The sequence below is a fragment of the Mycobacterium gordonae genome, assembly GCF_001417955.2.
GTDB lineage: Bacteria > Actinomycetota > Actinomycetes > Mycobacteriales > Mycobacteriaceae > Mycobacterium > Mycobacterium gordonae_B.
On the sequence record NZ_LKTM01000024.1, the window covers coordinates 53,610 to 70,238 of the forward strand.

Annotated in this window: 19 protein-coding genes and 1 pseudogene; 8 read left to right on the top strand and 12 right to left on the bottom strand. The window is 65.1% G+C overall.

What is annotated here, in order from left to right:
- The first annotated feature begins 35 nt into the window (after positions 1-35).
- Positions 36-1,541 (top strand): glucose-6-phosphate dehydrogenase, encoded by a 1,506-nt coding sequence (gene zwf / locus AO501_RS05025; RefSeq protein ID WP_055576668.1) that lies wholly within the window; start codon positions 36-38, stop codon positions 1,539-1,541.
- 15 nt (positions 1,542-1,556) lie between these two features.
- Here zwf and AO501_RS05030 read toward each other — a convergent pair whose 3' ends face one another.
- Positions 1,557-2,405, bottom strand: coding sequence for an aldo/keto reductase (locus tag AO501_RS05030; RefSeq protein ID WP_055576669.1), 849 nt, complete (start codon positions 2,403-2,405; stop codon positions 1,557-1,559).
- Between the two features lie 92 nt (positions 2,406-2,497).
- Complete coding sequence (locus AO501_RS05035; RefSeq protein ID WP_055576670.1) at positions 2,498-3,421, bottom strand: class I SAM-dependent methyltransferase; 924 nt, start codon at positions 3,419-3,421, stop codon at positions 2,498-2,500.
- Between the two features lie 107 nt (positions 3,422-3,528).
- Between AO501_RS05035 and AO501_RS05040 the strand changes: the two genes are divergently transcribed.
- Entirely contained in the window at positions 3,529-4,413 is an 885-nt protein-coding gene (locus AO501_RS05040; protein ID WP_055576720.1) for an HpcH/HpaI aldolase/citrate lyase family protein, read from the top strand.
- Here AO501_RS05040 and AO501_RS05045 read toward each other — a convergent pair.
- The gene (locus AO501_RS05045) at positions 4,403-6,622 is read right to left on the bottom strand and encodes a PPE family protein (RefSeq protein WP_055576671.1); all 2,220 of its coding nucleotides are present in this window, start codon (positions 6,620-6,622) and stop codon (positions 4,403-4,405) included. The two genes, AO501_RS05040 and AO501_RS05045, sit on opposite strands and share 11 nt — an antisense overlap.
- A 211-nt stretch (positions 6,623-6,833) precedes the next feature.
- On the opposite strand from AO501_RS05045, the gene AO501_RS05050 reads away from it, so the two are divergent.
- Complete coding sequence (locus AO501_RS05050) at positions 6,834-7,064, top strand: DUF167 domain-containing protein (RefSeq protein ID WP_055576672.1); 231 nt, start codon at positions 6,834-6,836, stop codon at positions 7,062-7,064.
- A 6-nt stretch (positions 7,065-7,070) separates the two neighbouring features.
- Here the strand turns inward: AO501_RS05050 and AO501_RS05055 are convergent, their stop codons facing one another.
- Both AO501_RS05055 and AO501_RS05060 read right to left on the bottom strand, forming a co-directional pair.
- Positions 7,071-7,787, bottom strand: coding sequence for a GGDEF domain-containing protein (locus AO501_RS05055; RefSeq protein WP_231752338.1), 717 nt, complete (start codon positions 7,785-7,787; stop codon positions 7,071-7,073).
- Positions 7,788-8,037: 250 nt separating this feature from the next.
- On the bottom strand, positions 8,038-8,655 hold the full coding sequence (locus AO501_RS05060; RefSeq protein WP_231752339.1) for a cyclic nucleotide-binding domain-containing protein: 618 nt from the start codon (positions 8,653-8,655) through the stop codon (positions 8,038-8,040).
- Positions 8,656-8,774: 119 nt separating this feature from the next.
- On the opposite strand from AO501_RS05060, the pseudogene AO501_RS40605 reads away from it, so the two are divergent.
- The 4 genes and pseudogenes from AO501_RS40605 to AO501_RS05075 form a co-directional block, all read left to right on the top strand.
- Positions 8,775-9,560, top strand: a pseudogene (locus AO501_RS40605) (BadF/BadG/BcrA/BcrD ATPase family protein); the annotation flags it as partial.
- A gap of 111 nt (positions 9,561-9,671) precedes the next feature.
- On the top strand, positions 9,672-10,562 hold the full coding sequence (gene murQ / locus AO501_RS40610) for an N-acetylmuramic acid 6-phosphate etherase (protein ID WP_371935006.1): 891 nt from the start codon (positions 9,672-9,674) through the stop codon (positions 10,560-10,562).
- 25 nt (positions 10,563-10,587) lie between these two features.
- Positions 10,588-10,845: a hypothetical protein gene (locus tag AO501_RS05070; protein ID WP_055576674.1), complete on the top strand. Its 258-nt coding sequence runs from the start codon at positions 10,588-10,590 to the stop codon at positions 10,843-10,845.
- A gap of 86 nt (positions 10,846-10,931) precedes the next feature.
- Positions 10,932-11,399 (top strand): glucose-6-phosphate dehydrogenase, encoded by a 468-nt coding sequence (locus AO501_RS05075; RefSeq protein WP_055576675.1) that lies wholly within the window; start codon positions 10,932-10,934, stop codon positions 11,397-11,399.
- On the opposite strand, the gene AO501_RS05080 is transcribed toward AO501_RS05075, so the two are convergent.
- Genes AO501_RS05080 through AO501_RS05105 form a run of 6 tightly spaced genes read right to left on the bottom strand, consistent with a single transcriptional unit; the run spans position 11,396 to position 15,143 of the window.
- Entirely contained in the window at positions 11,396-12,028 is a 633-nt protein-coding gene (locus tag AO501_RS05080) for an FKBP-type peptidyl-prolyl cis-trans isomerase (RefSeq protein WP_156452311.1), read from the bottom strand. The genes AO501_RS05075 and AO501_RS05080 overlap by 4 nt on opposite strands.
- Positions 12,029-12,060: 32 nt before the next feature.
- Positions 12,061-12,660 carry a class I SAM-dependent methyltransferase gene (locus tag AO501_RS05085; protein ID WP_055576676.1) on the bottom strand — a complete coding sequence of 200 codons (600 nt, stop codon included), beginning with the start codon at positions 12,658-12,660 and terminating at the stop codon, positions 12,061-12,063.
- A gap of 40 nt (positions 12,661-12,700) precedes the next feature.
- The gene (locus tag AO501_RS05090) at positions 12,701-13,456 is read right to left on the bottom strand and encodes a HugZ family protein (protein ID WP_055576677.1); all 756 of its coding nucleotides are present in this window, start codon (positions 13,454-13,456) and stop codon (positions 12,701-12,703) included.
- A gap of 39 nt (positions 13,457-13,495) precedes the next feature.
- Positions 13,496-14,086 carry a zeta toxin family protein gene (locus AO501_RS05095; protein WP_055576678.1) on the bottom strand — a complete coding sequence of 197 codons (591 nt, stop codon included), beginning with the start codon at positions 14,084-14,086 and terminating at the stop codon, positions 13,496-13,498.
- Positions 14,083-14,469, bottom strand: coding sequence for a TA system antitoxin ParD family protein (locus AO501_RS05100; protein ID WP_055576679.1), 387 nt, complete (start codon positions 14,467-14,469; stop codon positions 14,083-14,085). The genes AO501_RS05095 and AO501_RS05100 overlap by 4 nt, the downstream gene beginning before the upstream one ends.
- Before the next feature lie 47 nt (positions 14,470-14,516).
- Positions 14,517-15,143 (bottom strand): hypothetical protein, encoded by a 627-nt coding sequence (locus AO501_RS05105; RefSeq protein ID WP_231752341.1) that lies wholly within the window; start codon positions 15,141-15,143, stop codon positions 14,517-14,519.
- A 152-nt stretch (positions 15,144-15,295) separates the two neighbouring features.
- Here AO501_RS05105 and AO501_RS05110 point away from each other — a divergent pair, with 152 nt between their 5' ends.
- A complete protein-coding gene (locus AO501_RS05110; RefSeq protein WP_055576680.1) occupies positions 15,296-15,724 on the top strand; it encodes a cellulose-binding domain-containing protein in 429 nt (142 codons plus the stop codon).
- Positions 15,725-15,762: 38 nt separating this feature from the next.
- On the opposite strand, the gene AO501_RS05115 is transcribed toward AO501_RS05110, so the two are convergent.
- On the bottom strand, positions 15,763-16,533 hold the full coding sequence (locus AO501_RS05115) for an NlpC/P60 family protein (protein ID WP_055576681.1): 771 nt from the start codon (positions 16,531-16,533) through the stop codon (positions 15,763-15,765).
- Positions 16,534-16,629: the final 96 nt, after the last annotated feature.

The window sequence follows — 16,629 nt, forward strand, 5'->3', positions numbered from 1 at the left end:
TGCGCATCGCGCTGTGCGATGGAAGTATCGCGTAAGTGGCCACCAAAAAACCGCAGACCATTTCGTACCCGGCGCCCGAGGCGCGTCCGCACCGTCACGATAATGCACCGCTGGAACCTCACGTCATCGTGTTGTTCGGCGCGACAGGGGATCTGGCTAAACGCAAGTTGATTCCCGGCCTTGCGCACCTGGACCAGTCGGATCTCGCTCCGAATATTCAGATAATCGCGACGTCACTCGAAGATCTGTCCGACGACGAATTCCGCGAGATCGCAAAAGGTGCGATCGACGAGTTCGGGTCCCACAAACTGACGCCCGAACAATGGGAAGAATTCGCCAAGATACTCACCTACGTCCCGCAAGACGCCGGAGCCGAGGCACTTGCGAATGCCGTGGCGAAAGCCGAGGAAACTCTTGGCGACAACGTGCGAAGGCTCCACTACCTTTCGGTTCCCCCCAAAGCGGCGCACGACGTCATCGACATGCTGCGCGAAGCCGGCCTCGTCGACCGCTCGAGAGTGGTGATGGAGAAACCGTTCGGCACCGACTTCGACAGCGCGGTGGCACTCAACGACTTCGTGCACGAAACCTTCGACGAGTCCCAGATTTTTCGCATCGACCATTTTCTCGGGAAAGAGGCAGCCCAGAATATCCTGGCGTTTCGCTTCGCCAACGGGTTGTTCGAGCCGATCTGGAACCGCAACTTCATCGACCACATTCAGATCGACATTCCCGAGACCCTCGGCCTGGACCAGCGGGCGAACTTTTACGAAAACACCGGTGCCTTCCGGGATATGGTCGTCACCCATCTGCTCCAGGTGATGGCGTTCGTCGTGATGGAACCGCCGACGGCCCTGGAACCGCGCGCGATCAGCGAAGAGAAGAACAAGGTCTTTCGGTCGATGCTGCCGATCAAGACCTCGAATGTGGTGCGTGGTCAGTACAGCGGATACCGCCAAGAAGACGGCGTCTCAAAGGATTCCGACACCGAAACCTTCATCGCGCTCAAGGTGGGGGTCGACAACTGGCGCTGGGCGGGGGTGCCGATCTACCTGCGCACCGGCAAGAAGATGGCCGAAGGGATCCGCATCATCTCGATCGCGTTCAAAGAAGCGCCACGAACCATGTTCCCGCCCGGGTCCGGAGTGGGAACGCAAGGTCCCGATCACCTCACGTTCGATCTCGCCGACAACTCGAAAGTGTCGCTGTCCTTCTACGGAAAGCGACCGGGCCCGGGAATGAAGCTCGACAAGCTCTCGATGCAGTTTTCCACCCAGGAAATCGACTCAGCGGCAGATGTGTTAGAGGCCTACGAGCGGCTCATCTTGGATGCGATGCGCGGTGACCACACGCTGTTCACCACTGCCGAAGGCATCGAATCTCTTTGGGAGCGCTCGCAGGACCTGCTCGACGACCCGCCGCCGGCCAAGCTGTACCAGCCCGGCACCTGGGGCCCCAATGCCATCCACCAGTTGATCGCGCCCAACGCGTGGCGTCTGCCGTTCGAAAGGGAGTGGCGCGAACGCCGAACCGAGGCTTGAGCGATTCGGGTCCGTTCAGTCGGGGATGTAATCGAATTTGTCCGGGTGGGGCCCGGTGCGTCCGTTCTCGCCTTGATCCAGCGCGCTGATCGAAGCGACATGCTGATCGGAGAGTTCGAAGTCGAAGAGCTCGAAGTTCGACCTCACCCGGTCGGCGGAAACAGACTTCGGAAAAACGATGTCACCACGTTGAATGTGCCAGCGCAACACGACCTGGGCAGGGGTCTTGCCCAACGCCTTGGCGATGCCCGTGATGATCTCGTCGTCGAGGACCTTGCCTTGGGCGATCGGAGACCATGCCTCGGTTGCGATGTTGTGCGCTGTGCCGTAAGACCGCACGTCCTCGTTGGTGAAGTACGGGTGCACTTCGATCTGATTCACGGCGGGTACGGTCTGTGAGCCGTCCGCGAGCCGATCCAGATGGCCCGGTTGGAAATTCGAGACGCCGATGCTGCGGGCGCGTCCGTCGGCGGCGAATTCCTCGAGTGTCTTCCAGGTCGACAGGAAGTCACCGTCGTACAGCGTCGGCAACGGCCAGTGGATGAGGAAGAGGTCCACGTAGTCTGACCCGAGCGCCGACAGCGTCGCCTCGAACGCCGTGCGCGCATCGTCGGGCCGGTGAAAACCGTTGTTGAGCTTGCTGGTGATGAACACCTCGCCGCGGTCGAGGCCGGCGTCACGGATACCCTGGCCGACCTCCTTTTCGTTGCCGTACATTTCGGCGGTGTCGATGTGCCGGTAACCGACCTCGAGTGCGGCTCGCACTGCCGCGGCCGTCTGATCCGGCTCGATCTGGAAGACACCGAAACCCAATTGCGGGATCGAGTTCCCGTCGTTGAGCGTGATTGACGGGACAGTGCTCATGCTCCAGCCTCCTGGTCTCTCGGGTGATCGCTTGAGGGGATGCCCACTTCTGGCCAGAACTCAACACCGCGGGAGAGAGATGTGGCTCGCAGTCAGCTCAGTTCGGCGCTGATATAGCTGACAGTGTCGCGGAACCGCGCCAGAATCTCATTGTCCGGCAGCACAAAACCGTACTGGGCGTACACCTGCTCGGTCGGGTAACGGGTGACTGACCAGCCGGCGGCGGTCAGGTAGTCCGCGGCCTGCTGACGCTCGCCCATCCATACCAGCTCGGCGACGTCGATATCCAGCCCGTGCTTGCGCCAGCCGGCACGCATGTTCCGGGCACGTTCGTCGGTGAAGACGCTCATGTCGCTGATGTTCTCCGTCGCCAGCCGGCTGCCCCGTGCACTGAGTGCGGTGATGTTGTCCAACAACCGGTCCTGAGCTTCCGGCGGGAGATAGGGGAGCAACCCTTCGGCGATCCACGCGGTCGGTTCAGTGGTGTCGAACATGTTGTCACACAAGGCCTTCGGCCAGTCCTCGCGGAGGTCGATGCCAACCGGACGCCGCTCGGCGGCCGGTTCTTCGCCGATCTGGGCCAGGGTCAGGCTCTTGAAGGTGATGACCTCGGGCTGGTCGACCTCGAACACCACCGTGCCCTCCGGCCAGGACAGGCGGTACGCCCGCGCGTCGAGTCCGGCGGCCAGGATCACCGCCTGGCGTATGCCATCCCTGGTTGCGGCGGTGAAGAAGTCGTCGAAGAACCGCGTGCGCACCGTCATCTGCTCGCGCCGCTGTTGATACGTCATCGGCATTTCGTCGTCTTCGAGCGGTATTTCGCCGTCCAGCATGCGGGTGAAGAACGGATGCCCGACGGCGCGCACCAGCGGTTCGGCGAATCGATCGTTCAGCAGGGGATCCGGTTCGCGGGAGGCCAGCGCCCGGGCGGCCGCGACCATGGTCGCGGTGGCCCCGACGCTGGAGGCGAGGTCCCAACTGTCCCCATCGGCGCGCGCCGAACCAAACGATGACATCCGCTGCTCCCGTCCCGGCCGGCCGTGTCGATACCCTGCTCAGCGTAGCTGCGGTGTGCCGGCCTGGCAGTCCACTGGCGATGCCGGATGACATGATGGTCGGCACCATGGCACCGACACTGCGACCCCGCCGATCCGTTCTGTACTTGCCCGGCAACAAGAGCAGGGCCTTGGAGAAGGGGCGAACGCTGCCGGCGGACGTGTTGATCCTCGACCTCGAGGACGCCGTCGGCCCCGACGCAAAGACCGAGTCCAGGACCGCCGTGTGTGAGGCCGTGTTGTCCGGAGGTTACGGACCCCGCGAAGTTGTGGTGCGCATCAACGGTTTGGACACCGACTGGCACGATGACGACCTGGCCGCCGTGGCGCGTACCAATGCCGATGGGGTTTTGGTGCCGAAAGTCGAGTCACGCCAACAGGTTCACGATCTGGTCACCGCGTTGGGCGCCCTGGGGGCGCCGGAATCGCTGCAGCTGTGGGTGATGGTCGAGACACCCAGGGCTTTCCTGCGGATCGAGGAGATCGCCTCGGCGAGCGATCGCTTGGCGGCCCTGGTGGTAGGCACCAACGACCTCGTGAACGAGTTGCACGGCCTGCACGTACCCGGTCGCGGTCCCGTACTGCCGGCATTGTCAATGGCTGTACTCGGTGCCCGAGCGGCCGGAAAGGTCGTCCTGGACGGAGTGTTCAACGACATCACCGACGAGGACGGCTTCGTAACGGAGGCTAGGCAGGGGCGGGAGATGGGTTTCGACGGGAAAACGTTGATCCACCCGTCGCAGATCGCCCCGGCCAACGACGCGTTCGGCCCGTCGGAGAAGGAGCTGGCGCACGCCCGCAAAGTCGTGTCGGCCTACGAGGAGGCCCGATCCGCTGGACGCAGCGTCATCACGGTTGACGGTCGCATGATCGAAAACCTGCACGTACGCGACGCCCAGCGGATCCTCGCTCTGGCCGATCTGATCTCCGAGCTGCAGGGAACTAACGGCTGATGTGCAGCGGCCCGATGCCGATCAGGTGATCCCCGCGCAGCCCGATCCCGATGTTGTAGTCACCGGTGTTGAGCAGGCCCTGGTTGAAGTTGCCCTCGTTGCCAATCCCCAACAACTGCAACGGCCCCACGGGCAGACCACTGTTGCCGATGCCCTGGTTGACCAGACCCAGGTTCAGTGAGCCGCTGTTCCAGGCCCCGACGTTCTGAAAGCCGGTGTTGGACAACCCGACATTCTCGATGCCGTCATTAGCGATCCCGAACCCGCCGAAGGTGCTGATCGGATCGGTCGGGGTGAAGTGCGGGCTCACATTGCCGAATCCCAAATTCAACGTCCCGGTGTTGAGCACCCCGATATTGCCCTCACCGACATTGGCGTACCCGAAGTTCGGCAACGCCGCCGCCGCAGCAGCCGGCAAGGCACTGCTACTGATGTGCAGCGGCCCGATGCCGATCAGGTGATCCCCGCGCAGCCCGATCCCGATGTTGTAGTCACCGGTGTTGAACAACCCGGCGTTCCAGTTGCCGTGATTGCCCACACCCAGTGCACTGAGGAAGCTCAGCGGCAACCCCGAATTGAAGGTGCCCGTATTGCCCAGCCCAATGTTGAAGGTGCCATTGTTGCCGATACCGACATTCTGCGAACCGGTGTTGGCCCACCCCACGTTCTCCAAGCCGTGGTTGCCGATCCCGAACCCGCCGAAGGTACTGATCGGATCGGTCGGGGTGAAGTTCGGGCTCACATTGGCGATCCCGAGGTTCAGCGTCCCCTCGTTGAAGAACCCGAAGTTGCCCTGCCCGACATTGCCGTAACCGAAGTTCGGCAACGCCGCCGCCGCCGCAGCCGGCAAAGCACTGCTACTGATGTGCAGCGGCCCGATACCGATCAGGTGATCCCCGCGCAGCCCGATCCCGATGTTGTAGTCACCGGTGTTGAGCAGGCCCTGGTTGAAGTTGCCCTCGTTGCCAATCCCCAACAACTGCAACGGCCCCACGGGCAGACCACTGTTGCCGATGCCCTGGTTGACCAGACCCAGGTTCAGTGAGCCGCTGTTCCAGGCCCCGACGTTCTGAAAGCCGGTGTTGGACAACCCGACATTCTCGATGCCGTCATTAGCGATCCCGAACCCGCCGAAGGTGCTGATCGGATCGGTCGGGGTGAAGTGCGGGCTCACATTGCCGAATCCCAAATTCAACGTCCCGGTGTTGAGCACCCCGATATTGCCCTCACCGACATTGGCGTACCCGAAGTTCGGCAACGCGGCCGCCGCGGCGGGCAACAGACCACCGGTCCTCGGTAGGTGCAACGGCCCGACGCCGATCAGGTTGTCGCCGGTAAGCCCGATCCCGATGTTGTAGTTGCCGGTGTTGAGCAGGCCCTGGTTGAAGCTGCCCGAATTGCCGATCCCGAACAACTGCAACGGCCCCAGGGGCAGACCGGAGTTGCCGACGCCGGTGTTGGCCAGACCCAGATTCAGCCTGCCGTTGTTCCAGGCGCCCACGTTCTGCGAGCCGATGTTGGCCAACCCCACGTTCTCCAACCCGCGGTTGCCGATCCCGAACCCACCGAAGGTACTGATCGGATCGGTCGGAGTGAAGTTCGGGCTCACATTGGCGATCCCGAGGTTCAGCGTCCCCTCGTTGAAGAACCCGATATTGCCTTCGCCGACATTGCCGTACCCGAAGCTGGGCAGCGCCGCAGCGGCCGGCGACACCAGTTGCGCCACCGCCGCCGACGCTTCTGCGTGGTAGCCGACCATTGCTGCGACATCTTGAGCCCACATCTCCTCGTACAGGCTCTCGACCGCCGCGATAGCCGGCGCGTTCTGGCCGAAGATGTTGGACAGCACCAGATTCACCAGTCCGGAACGGTTGGCAGCTACCGCCGCCGGATGCACTGTCGCCGCCAGGGCAGCTTCGAAAGAGCCCGCCACCGCCTGTGCCTGCGCCGCGGTGCCCGACGCCTGCTCTGCGGCGGCGCTCAACCAACCCGCATACGGGGCGGCGGTTGCCATCATCGCCTGAGCCGCGGGGCCCTGCCAGGCATCGGCCGTCAAAGCCGACGTCAGAGACGAAAAGGACGATGCGGCGGAGTCGAGCTCCGACGCCAGGGCGCTCCAGGCGGCCCCAGCTTCCAGCATCGGAGTGGAACCAGCGCCCGTGAACATTCGCCACGAGTTGACCTCGGGGGGCAACACCGAAAAGTTCATCTACCTGTGCCTTTCTCGCCACTGTCGGCCAGTCCGCGAGGCCGCTTTCGCTTGTGATGCGCGAATCTATCCGATGGTGAAACGCTTTACATGCTTTTTCGTATTCGATTTATCGATACATACGATCTGCTCACGTAGCCGTAAGGTTCCTCTCAGGTGCTCTAAGCTTTCTCTCAGATATGAGCCCTACCGAGGACGGAGCTTTTCGCGGATGACCGAGTCCGTGGTCGTCAAGGTCAAGCCCGGTAGCCGTAAAGGACCCCGCGTCGAAGTCGGGGCGGATGGTCAACTGACCATCTATGTCCGGGAGCAGGCGGTGGACGGCAAGGCCAACGACGCGGTCACTCGCGTGCTGGCCGCTTACCTTGACGTGCCGCGGAGCCGAATCGAGCTGGCCTCCGGAGCAACCTCCCGGCTGAAGCGATTCCGTGTCACCAGGTGAGGCCGGTTAGTCGGACGGCAGACCGCGAGCCCTCTTCGCCGCATACATGTGTTCATCTGCCAGACGCAGCAAATCGTCCTCACCTGCGGCAATACCGGCGCTGAACCCTACCGGGCCGCCGCGTTCGGCCCAATAACGCCGAAGGCGCTCGACGACGTGTTCGGCCACGGTGCGATCGGCGCCGATCAGCATGAGCAAGAATTCGTCGCCGCCGATGCGGAAGACGATGTCGTCCTTGCGGACCGACCAACGCAGCGCGTCCGCGAAGTCGACCAGAAGTTCGTCACCGGCTTCGTGCCCATGGCGGTCGTTGTAACGCTTGAATTGGTCGAGGTCGAGCAACACCACAGCCGATTCACTGGCGTGCATCGACAGCCGCGGACCGAGTGTGCTCCGGTCGAGGAGTTGGGTCAGGGCATCGGTCTGTGCGATCTTCTGGAGCAGGGCGCTCTGCGCTTCGAGCCTGGCGATGAGCCAAGCAGGGACCTCCGCGACGAGCACCCACATGATTGCGGTCAGAACGACTTTCGGCAGGTCGGCCGGAAGATGCTTCGAGCCCCCGATCACAAAGGCCACCACGCCCAGTGGGACGAGCGCAAGCGAACACCAGCGCCTGCAGGTGAGTCCGATGAAAGCGAAGGCAATGGTGATCGTTCCAGGGAAGTCGCGGGTGGCGTGCGAATCGATCACCCCGGCCAGGACCGTGACAATCAGCGACGCCACCGACCATCCGAGGAGCAACCCGCGTCGTTCCCGCCAACCGAGCAACCACCCGCCCAACAGGGCAAGACCCCCGAGCACGGCCGCGCCGGCGAGCCACCAACGCAGCCGAGTACCAGCGCCGGCGGCGTAGATGGCCAGCATTGCGAGGTATCCCGCCAGACCGATGACATGCCAGCGCCCCGCTGACGGCTGAGGTTCCACCTGCCAGGGCACCTGCCAAGAATAAGTGCGGCGACGGCGCCGTACCCGACTATGCCTTGCTGTGCCGTTCGACCCACTGGGACAGTGCGTCCTCCGTCGCCGCCGGAACTCCGACGCCGGCAGCTTCGGCGGCCTGCTCGAACCGCTCGAGCACGTCGGCCGAAACCGAGACGTTCAGTTTCGAATGCGTCGGCCTGGGCTTGGCCGGCGGAGCCTCCGCCACGTGCCGCGCCGCCGTCGCGTCCATCGTTTCCTTCAGCGCGGGCAACTCTTTGACTAGACGCGCGAGATCGTCGCGGTCGATCCGCAACACCTCGGAGGGGCCGATTGTGGTGACGGTCGCGGAACGCAATTGCCCACGGCGAAGGACAGATTCGCCGATCACCTCGCCAGGGCCCACCACCGCGACGCGGTCCTGACCGACATACACGCCGGCCTCACCGCTGAGCAGGATGAAGCAGGCGTCCGACGGCGTCTTCTCACGGATCAGGGGCCAGGGGTTGGACTGCGACGTGTGGCGTGCCGACCGGACCAGACGCTCCAGATCAGCATCGGAGAACTTCTCGAACGTGCTGAATTCGCGGAGACGCCGGACATCTCGCTCGATGTCGCGCTGCAGTTCCTCGTCCTCGTCCTTCATTGCCGGCTCCTGATCGACGGTGATCATGACGTGGTGGAGCCTAACGCGATTTCGGCGCAATTCCGCCGAAGATGATCAGGAAAGATGGCCGAAAATGGGTAAGCGATGGATCACAGTCTGAGCCGGCTGACGATCCGTCGCGTCCTATGGTCGAATTCCTCTGCGGTGGTAGGGGATACGCCCACAGCTCAACCAAGGCGGGGAGGCACGTGAGGCGGCAACCGAATGGCGCGGTGATCCTCGCCGTTGACCTCGGCAAGACATCGTGCCGCGCTGCGGTTCGCGGCCACACTGCCGTCGGGCCCGGCGCACCGGGGCTTTCGGCGCCCGGCGGGGTGCGGGCCGCCGAGTCCGCGATCCTGGCGGTCGCTCGCGAACTGAGTCCGGTCGACGAGGTGGTAGTGGGTGCCGCCGGCGCGCTGACGGCACCAGATGCCGCACGGGCGTTGGCTTCCGCACTGCTGAACTCGATGTCGGTGAAGCGCGTCACGGTCACCAGCGACGCGGTGCTCGCCCATGCCGGCGCGCTGAACGGCGGGCCGGGCGTCGTGCTGGTCGTCGGCACCGGTGTCGTGGCACTCTCCATCGGCGCCGACGGCACGCTGCGGACCGCTGACGGCTGGGGTGCGTGGTTGGGCGACGAGGGCGGTGGCGCGTGGATCGGTGCGGCCGGCCTGCGGGCTGCGCTGCGCGCCCACGACGGTCGCGGACCGGCAACCATCCTGCTCGACGCCGCCCGCGCAAGGTTCGGTGCACCGCGGTCCTGGCCCGCGCAGCTCACCGACGCTGCAAGCCTGGCGTCTTTCGCGCCTGATGTTCTCGCCGCCGGCAACGACGACGCCACCGCATTGGCGATTGTCAGCGCCGCGGCCGAAGCCCTCGCCGCAACCGCCCGCGCGGTCTGCGATGGGCCGGTAGCGATGGTCGGGGGACTCGCCGGGTTCGAGTCATTGCGCGACGGGCTCGATCTCCAACCAGCTGCCGGTGACGCTCTCGACGGTGCGCTGCGACTGGGCAAGATCCACGAACCGCATCTGATCTCCCTGCGGGCAGCCAGCGTCCGGCACCCGCTCGACACGCTCAGCACCGAGGCTGCACGGCCTGGCCTGGACGACCTCGACACTCGGCCGATCGGCGAGGTCGTCGCGCTGCTCGTCCACTCCGAAGGCGAGGCCCACAGTGCGGTCGAAGCCGCAGTCCCGCAGATCTCGGCGGCCGCCGAGATGATCGCCGCACGACTGGAACAGGGCGGCCGGCTGTTCTACACCGGCGCGGGGACGCCCGGGCGGCTCGGTGTGCTGGACGCAGCAGAATGCGGACCGACGTTCGGCACCGACCGCGTGCGTGGCGTAATTGCCGGCGGGCCAAGGGCTTTGACCGACGCGATCGAGGGCGCCGAGGACACCTTCGATCCGGCCGATCTCGCCGCGCTGACAGCCGCCGACGCCCTCGTCGGGATCACTGCCTCCGGCCGCACCCCGTACGTGCTGGGCGCGCTCGGGTACGCGCGATCGCTTGGTGCGCTGACCGTCGCGGTCGTCAACAATCCGGGCGCCCAAGCGTCTGCCGACCTGATGATCGAAGTGCTCACCGGCCCGGAGGTGCTGGCGGGCTCCACGCGGCTGACCGCTGGAACTGCACAGAAGGTGGTGCTGAACGCCCTGTCGACGAGTGTGATGATCGCTCTTGGCAAGGCCTACGGACCGCGGATGGTCGATGTGCGGGTGACCAACGAGAAAGTGCGCCGCCGTGCGGTGCGGATGGTCCGCGACGCGGCCGGGGTCGACGAGGATGTCGCAGCGGTCGCCCTGGAGGCCGCGGGAGGTCACGCCAAGACCGCGATCGTCGCGCTACTGGCCGGCGTCGGCGCGGCCGAGGCGTCCATCCGGCTGAACCGGGCGGGTGGCCGTCTGCGCCATGCGCTCCGGAACTGAGACGAGGCTGGATAGAGTTACCGCCGTGAACAAGCTCACGGTTGCATTCCTGGCCACCGCCACCGCTGCGGCGTTGCAGTTGGCGGTCGCGCCCTCGGCTAACGCGAACATCTGTCCCGCCGCCGAAAACGGTGCCTCGGTCAATCTTGCCGACTGCCCGATCGGCAGCATCGCTGCGGCGGACGCGCTGGACGAGGCGCGACAGCGCTGGCAGGGTCGGCCGCCGTGCTACACCCGTGAGGGTGTGCCGTACTACACGCCTGGCGACGCACCCTGCGCCTGACGCGGTCAGCCCATCCCGGCCGAACCCTGTACCCAGCTGAAACTTCGGCGCACAATTGGGGTGTCCGTTTAATCTGGGGAGCCGCGATGAGCGAGCCACTGTACGACTTTTTCGGCGAAATCTTCCGCCGGTATTTCATCCCCGCCATCGACACGTATCCGCGGAAGGGACGCGCCCTCGTCGGGAAGTTACTGTCGCTGACTGACGACGTCCCGGACCGGCTGGCGCAGAGCCGCTGCGCCGCAGTTGCGTGGGGAAGGGCCGAGACCCCTAACGCCAGAATCGCGTCAGAATTGTTCGTCACCACCCAGCACGGACTGATGTACGCTGCCCGGCTGACCGAGTCGCGGCGGGCGCTGTATTACCTGGCAACACCGCACGGGCTCTTCGATTCGTTCGTCGACCAGGTCGACACTGCCGAATTGCCATCAGAAACAACGGTTTTGGTGGACAACCGGATGGAGCGCGACCTCGCGTCGGCCCATCCGATGGATGCGGCACTGCGCCGGATCCTCGACGAGCACCTGGCCCTGCGGGTGGATCTGCCGGTCTAGCTCGAGGCGCTGAGGATCTTGATGGCGAAGATGAGCGTGTCGCCGGGCCGGATGCCGGCACTGGGCTGACCGTCCGGATAGCCGTCCGCCGACGTCATGGCGACGGCGACCGTCGAACCGACCTTCTGGCCCGCGATGGCCTTCTGGAAGCCGGGCACGACCCCGGTGAGCGGGAAGTCAACCGGGGCACCGCGTTCGTACGTCGTGTCGAACACCGACCCGTCGCGCCCGTTGACGCCCATGTAGCAGACGGAAACCCGAGCCGTATTGGAGACCACCGGACCATCTCCGGCGCGCAGGGTGTGCACCTGCGTTTGAGCGACACTGAACGGCGCCGTGACAGTCACCCGCGGTGCGGTCGCATCCGTAGAACCGGTCACCGCGACGCTGCCGGTGGTGCCGGCCAACGTCCACTCGGGTGTGCCGCCATTCTGCGGCGCGACCGTCGGGCAGGCGCCGACATTCACCGCCGTCGCGGGCGCGGAGGGGCGCGTGTACAAGTCGGAGATCGATGCCGTACTCGACGACGAAGACGACGTGTTCGTGGGGGAGCCGCACGCGGTGACCGTCAGAAGTGAAGCGGCGCAGGCGGCGAGCGCGAGGGTCGGAGACACCCGAGAAAGATTCACCGCTGCCACGGTACAGAAGCCGCCTTGAACGCTCACCGAAGGATCGCGACGAGGAAGTCCGAATCCTCGCCGAACGGTCGCAGGTCCCAGGTGGACAGCAAGAGGTCCGGCGTCAACCCAGCTTCCTGCGCGTCGTCGAGGAATTCGCCGAACTCGTAGTTGCGACCGGCACCGAAGCCGATCACCGCTCGCCCGCCGCCTGCCAGATGCGCACGTAAGCGGGCCAAGACGCGGACCCGGGTACTCGGTGCGAGAAAGGTCATGACATTGCCCGCGGAGACGATCACGTCGAACTTTTCGGTGATGCCGCGTGCGGGCAGGTCGAGTTCGGCCAGGTCCGCCACCAGCCAGCGCGGCCCGGGATGGTCGTGCTGGGCAGCCTCGATGAGCACCGGGTCGACGTCGACACCGACGACGTCGTGGCCGTGCGAAGCCAGATACCCGCCGATGCGTCCCGGGCCGCACCCGGCGTCGAGGATGCGCGCGCCGCGCGGTGCCAGAGCATCGACGAGGCGAGCCTCACCGACCAGGTCATCGCCGGCGCGCGCCATTGAGCGGAAGCGTTCGACGTACCAGTGCGAGTGCCCGGGGTCTGCCGCGACCTTCTGCATCCAGAGACTCTGATCCGTCATGCAGTCATTGTCTCAAGCGCCACCGGGGAGCCGCCGGCGATCAACTGACTTGCGCGGCCCGCGCCAAGTCTGCTGTCGCCGAACGCAATTGACCAGGGGAGTCCAGTGGCGAGGGAAATTCCACCCGAGCGCGCGCCTCGCCGCGAGCCGTGTGCACCCGCAGGTGCAGGCCGTAGCGGTCGATGCTGACGCACTCCGCGGATTCGGTGTCCGGATAGCCGCCGAAAGCCTGGGCCATGTGGACCAGGGCGTCGGCATGGTCGGCATTGAGATGGGCGATGGCACGCGCCGATCCGAGCGTTACCGGATCTGGCGAGGCAGCGTCATATTGCTCGCCGGTGACTGACTCCATACGGCCGTATCCACCCACCCACCGCGCACGCTGGACTTTGAAGAGCCACAGCGTGAAATCGGTGAAGTCCAGATAGGAGTCGGCGCCCGGCACCGCATCCCGGTATGCCCGGCGAGCCGCGTCCAATTCTGGTGCCGCGGGACGCGTGACCATGCCGGCCAAGGTGACGCGGGCACCGGCCAACGGGTCGTTGTCGCTGGTCGGCGCCACGATCGACATGCTTGCCCTGGGGTCGGCGGCGAGATTGCGGCCGTGTTCGGCGAGGTCCGACACGCAGAGAACCGGCGTCCCCCCGAGCAGTCCATAGGCCACCAGGGACGCCCAAGGGTCGCCGCCGGCGGTCAAGGTAGCCAGCGTCGCGGCGTTCGTGGCGGCGGCAATGGTGCGTGCTGCTTCCGCCGCGGACGGAGCACGTCCGGAGTCACCCTGCCCTCGAACCGTCACGGAGGTGAGGCTACGCGCTGGGGCTCGCCGACCGTCGGGTCATCGTGTGCCGGCCACCGGCCAACGCGCCACCAGATCCGGCGGTACCCACGCGGGCCAGGTTGCGGCGCCGACGATGAACCCGCCCGCCAGTTGCGCCACAATGCGCGGCCCCCGGATACCGCTGTTGTCGTAAAACGTCGCGGAGTCCGCGCGGGCCGCCGCCTGGGCGACCAACGTCCACAGTCGCTGATAGCGCTGACGAATTTTGACTTCGGGCACCGTGTGTCCGCCCGCTGCGACGCGGTGGTGTACCCGAAGTACGGCAAGTTCCTCGGGGATCAGCACCGCATGAACAACAACCGTATAGCCGCCGGCATGTGCGGTGTCGATGAGTTCAAGCTTGGATGGGTGCGAAAAGACGGTCTCGGCAATGAACGAGACGCCTTGTTTGATCAACAGCGCCCGCGTTCGTGCCGCGATCCGTGCGGCCTCGTAGGCATGACCGGCTGCATCATCGGGCCAGCGCTGCTTGGCGATCTCATCTGCATTGACGACGACGCTGCCCGGGAGCAGGGGCGCCAGGGTCAGCTCCACGAAGGTGGACTTGCCGGCACCATTGCACCCGACGACCAGGTCAAGTCGATTCACCGATCGTGCAGCACCGTCGAGGTGCCATCGGGACGGTACTGCAGCAGCTCCCCGTCCTCATTGAGTGCCACGGTGGTGATCCCGCGCGCCGCGAGCGTTTTGCCGTAATCAGTGCTTGCCAGATTCTCTTCGATGGCGGCGGCGATCTCGGCGTTGAACACCACGCCTTCTTCGGGGGTCAGGTCGCGCAACGGCGTGTCACCGGCCAGCGCGGACTCCACCTTGCGGCGGGCCGCCGTCTGCTGAGCGGACACGGCTCGGCCGACGCGGGCCCAGTGATCGAGCTGCTGCTTGGCCGAACGGCTTTGACGCGCGCCCTCTGCTGCGGCGCTGTCCATCAGGTCGGCGGCAAAGCGCGTGACCCGGTCTGCGGCGTTAACCATGGCGGCACCTCACTCATGTAGCAATATGAAACTACCGTAGCAGATTGCTACCGCGCCGGTCGCACCGAGCGGCGGTCAGGCAGCATCAGGAGAGCGGCCAGCAAGAAGCACAGCGCGCCGACGAAGGTGCCGATGTTGGCCAGCCAGGCGTCTTCGGTGACACCTTTCTTGGTGATGAAGGCTCCGACTGCTGAGATGCCGAACGCGATCGAGCCGACCATATTTGTCCACTCTGCCCACCATTCGCGCGACTTCGGTCGAAGAAATCCCACCGACAGAGTTATCGCCGCAACGCCCAAGACGCCGCTTACCAGGAAGGCCGCCGACCCCGCCGCGTCCGGCCCCCAGACGAAGTGCCGGCGGGAGGGGAGTCGATGCGCCCACAACGCTGCCGCCGTGCTGACGTTGAAGCACAGGGTGCCCACGAACTGTGTTGCCGCCGAAAGCCATTCAGCTCGTATGGTCGGCGTCGCCCATGTCCGGCCCGCGGACGGTCGGCTGAGCCACAGTTGGATGAGCGCCGCGCTGGTGAAGAACCACGCGCCGACGAAACACAGCAGGTTGGTGGCTCCGGCGCCGCCCACCAGTGCGAATCCAGGTGCCGTGCCGATCGCGAACAGCGACGAACCGATCGCGAACAACCAGCACTGGCTCCGCAGCAACTCAGACTTCACTGTTTCCGTTCGCACTCGTCGGCGGGCTTCGCAACGGTTCCGCGCTGGCCGATCGAGGCGAAGATTTCATGACGGTTTCAGTTGAGCAAAGGTACCGCAGCTTACCCCGTGGCGAGGGCCGGCAAGGACCAGCGGGCTTTAGCGTTGACAGCATGGCCGGATTGGGCAATCGCGTGAAGCGTTGGCGCACAGCGCTGCACGTGACCGTGTCAGCGCTGATGGTTGCCGTCGCGGCACTCGCGGTCGCCCCGACAGCTCATGCGGCCGCGGCTACGGCCACGCTCAGGGTGACATCGACCTGGCAGACTGGCTTCATCGCCAGCTTCACCATCACGAACATGAGCATGGCGCCGCTCTCCGACTGGAGGTTGGATTTCGACATGCCGGCGGGGCAGTCCGTCATCCACACGTGGAACAGTTCCGCTGCGCAATCCGGCACGCACTGGGTTATCACCCCCGCAAACTGGAATCGCGTGATCGCGCCCGGTGGCACGGCCACCGGCGGTATGCGAGGTGTGTTGAGCGGTACTTACACGGCGCCGTCGAACTGCGTTCTCAACGGCCAATTGCCCTGCAGCTAGCGGCGATTGGGTACGGAACCCTGGCTTTGCTGCTGGCGTCAGCCGATCGGTCGCCAGGCACCGAGAACGGCTTCCCGGTACCAGCCCGCCCGATCGCGGACCTGAACCCCGATTCGGTTCTGCGCGTTGACCCGGCTGTCAAGGATGTGTTGATCATCGATGTAGATCACCGTGTGCGAGGCATGGCCGGCATCTCCGTTGGGGTGCAGATATAGCAAATCCCCGGGCACAAACGGGCCCTCTTTGGGGATGCGGCGACCCATCGGGCCAGCTGTCCCGTCCGCCTGCCGGTGCACGTCACCGCCGAACTTGATACCGAGGCCGTAGTTGTAGACCCACGCGGTGAAGTTCGAGCAGTCCAAGCCTTTTCCGGCATCCCACGCCGTTGGTCCGTGCGGGTCATCGGTGTCGGGATTGTCCGCGGCCGCACCGGTATACGTCGAAGCCGACGGGTCCCAACCGGGGATGTGATGGTGACGGTACTGCAGCCCCAGCGGGTTGCCGGGTGTGTAGATGTAGCGCATCGCAACGGCGAGAATCCGTTCCTGCTTCCACGTTGTGGAACCGCACTGCGCGCCTTCGGGGATTGCCGGTGTGGGCAAGGTGTCGGCTGCGGGTCCCCACCCGTGATTCAGGTAGTGGCCCTCGGCGTCCGTCCGATACCACTCGGCAGCAGGCTCGTGAGACTGGGGAAGTCCGTCTCGGGCGGCGAAATCTGCCGTCAATGAGGTCCACGTGCAGGAGAACGGGTAGGACCACTCGCCGCCTCTGGCCAGTCCGACGGGGAAATAGATTGCGGTCGCTGACATAGCGACACAAAGCGCAGCCCGTATCGAGAAGAGCAGTTTTCTCCGATGCTGCAACGGACCCTCTGCTTTGTCGAGCGATCACCTGATTAGGCAGAT

What these genes read in the sequence shown, in the direction of transcription:
- AO501_RS05050 (WP_055576672.1), top strand. Translation starts at nt 6,834, where the DNA reads ATGACCGAGTCCGTGGTCGTCAAGGTCAAGCCCGGTAGCCGTAAAGGA.
- AO501_RS05035 (WP_055576670.1), bottom strand. Translation starts at nt 3,421, where the DNA reads ATGTCATCGTTTGGTTCGGCGCGCGCCGATGGGGACAGTTGGGACCTC.
- AO501_RS05030 (WP_055576669.1), bottom strand. Translation starts at nt 2,405, where the DNA reads ATGAGCACTGTCCCGTCAATCACGCTCAACGACGGGAACTCGATCCCG.
- AO501_RS05040 (WP_055576720.1), top strand. Translation starts at nt 3,529, where the DNA reads ATGGCACCGACACTGCGACCCCGCCGATCCGTTCTGTACTTGCCCGGC.
- AO501_RS05075 (WP_055576675.1), top strand. Translation starts at nt 10,932, where the DNA reads ATGAGCGAGCCACTGTACGACTTTTTCGGCGAAATCTTCCGCCGGTAT.
- AO501_RS05045 (WP_055576671.1), bottom strand. Translation starts at nt 6,622, where the DNA reads ATGAACTTTTCGGTGTTGCCCCCCGAGGTCAACTCGTGGCGAATGTTC.
- AO501_RS05115 (WP_055576681.1), bottom strand. Translation starts at nt 16,533, where the DNA reads ATGTCAGCGACCGCAATCTATTTCCCCGTCGGACTGGCCAGAGGCGGC.
- AO501_RS05060 (WP_231752339.1), bottom strand. Translation starts at nt 8,655, where the DNA reads ATGATCACCGTCGATCAGGAGCCGGCAATGAAGGACGAGGACGAGGAA.
- AO501_RS05100 (WP_055576679.1), bottom strand. Translation starts at nt 14,469, where the DNA reads ATGGTTAACGCCGCAGACCGGGTCACGCGCTTTGCCGCCGACCTGATG.
- AO501_RS05085 (WP_055576676.1), bottom strand. Translation starts at nt 12,660, where the DNA reads ATGACGGATCAGAGTCTCTGGATGCAGAAGGTCGCGGCAGACCCCGGG.
- AO501_RS05110 (WP_055576680.1), top strand. Translation starts at nt 15,296, where the DNA reads ATGGCCGGATTGGGCAATCGCGTGAAGCGTTGGCGCACAGCGCTGCAC.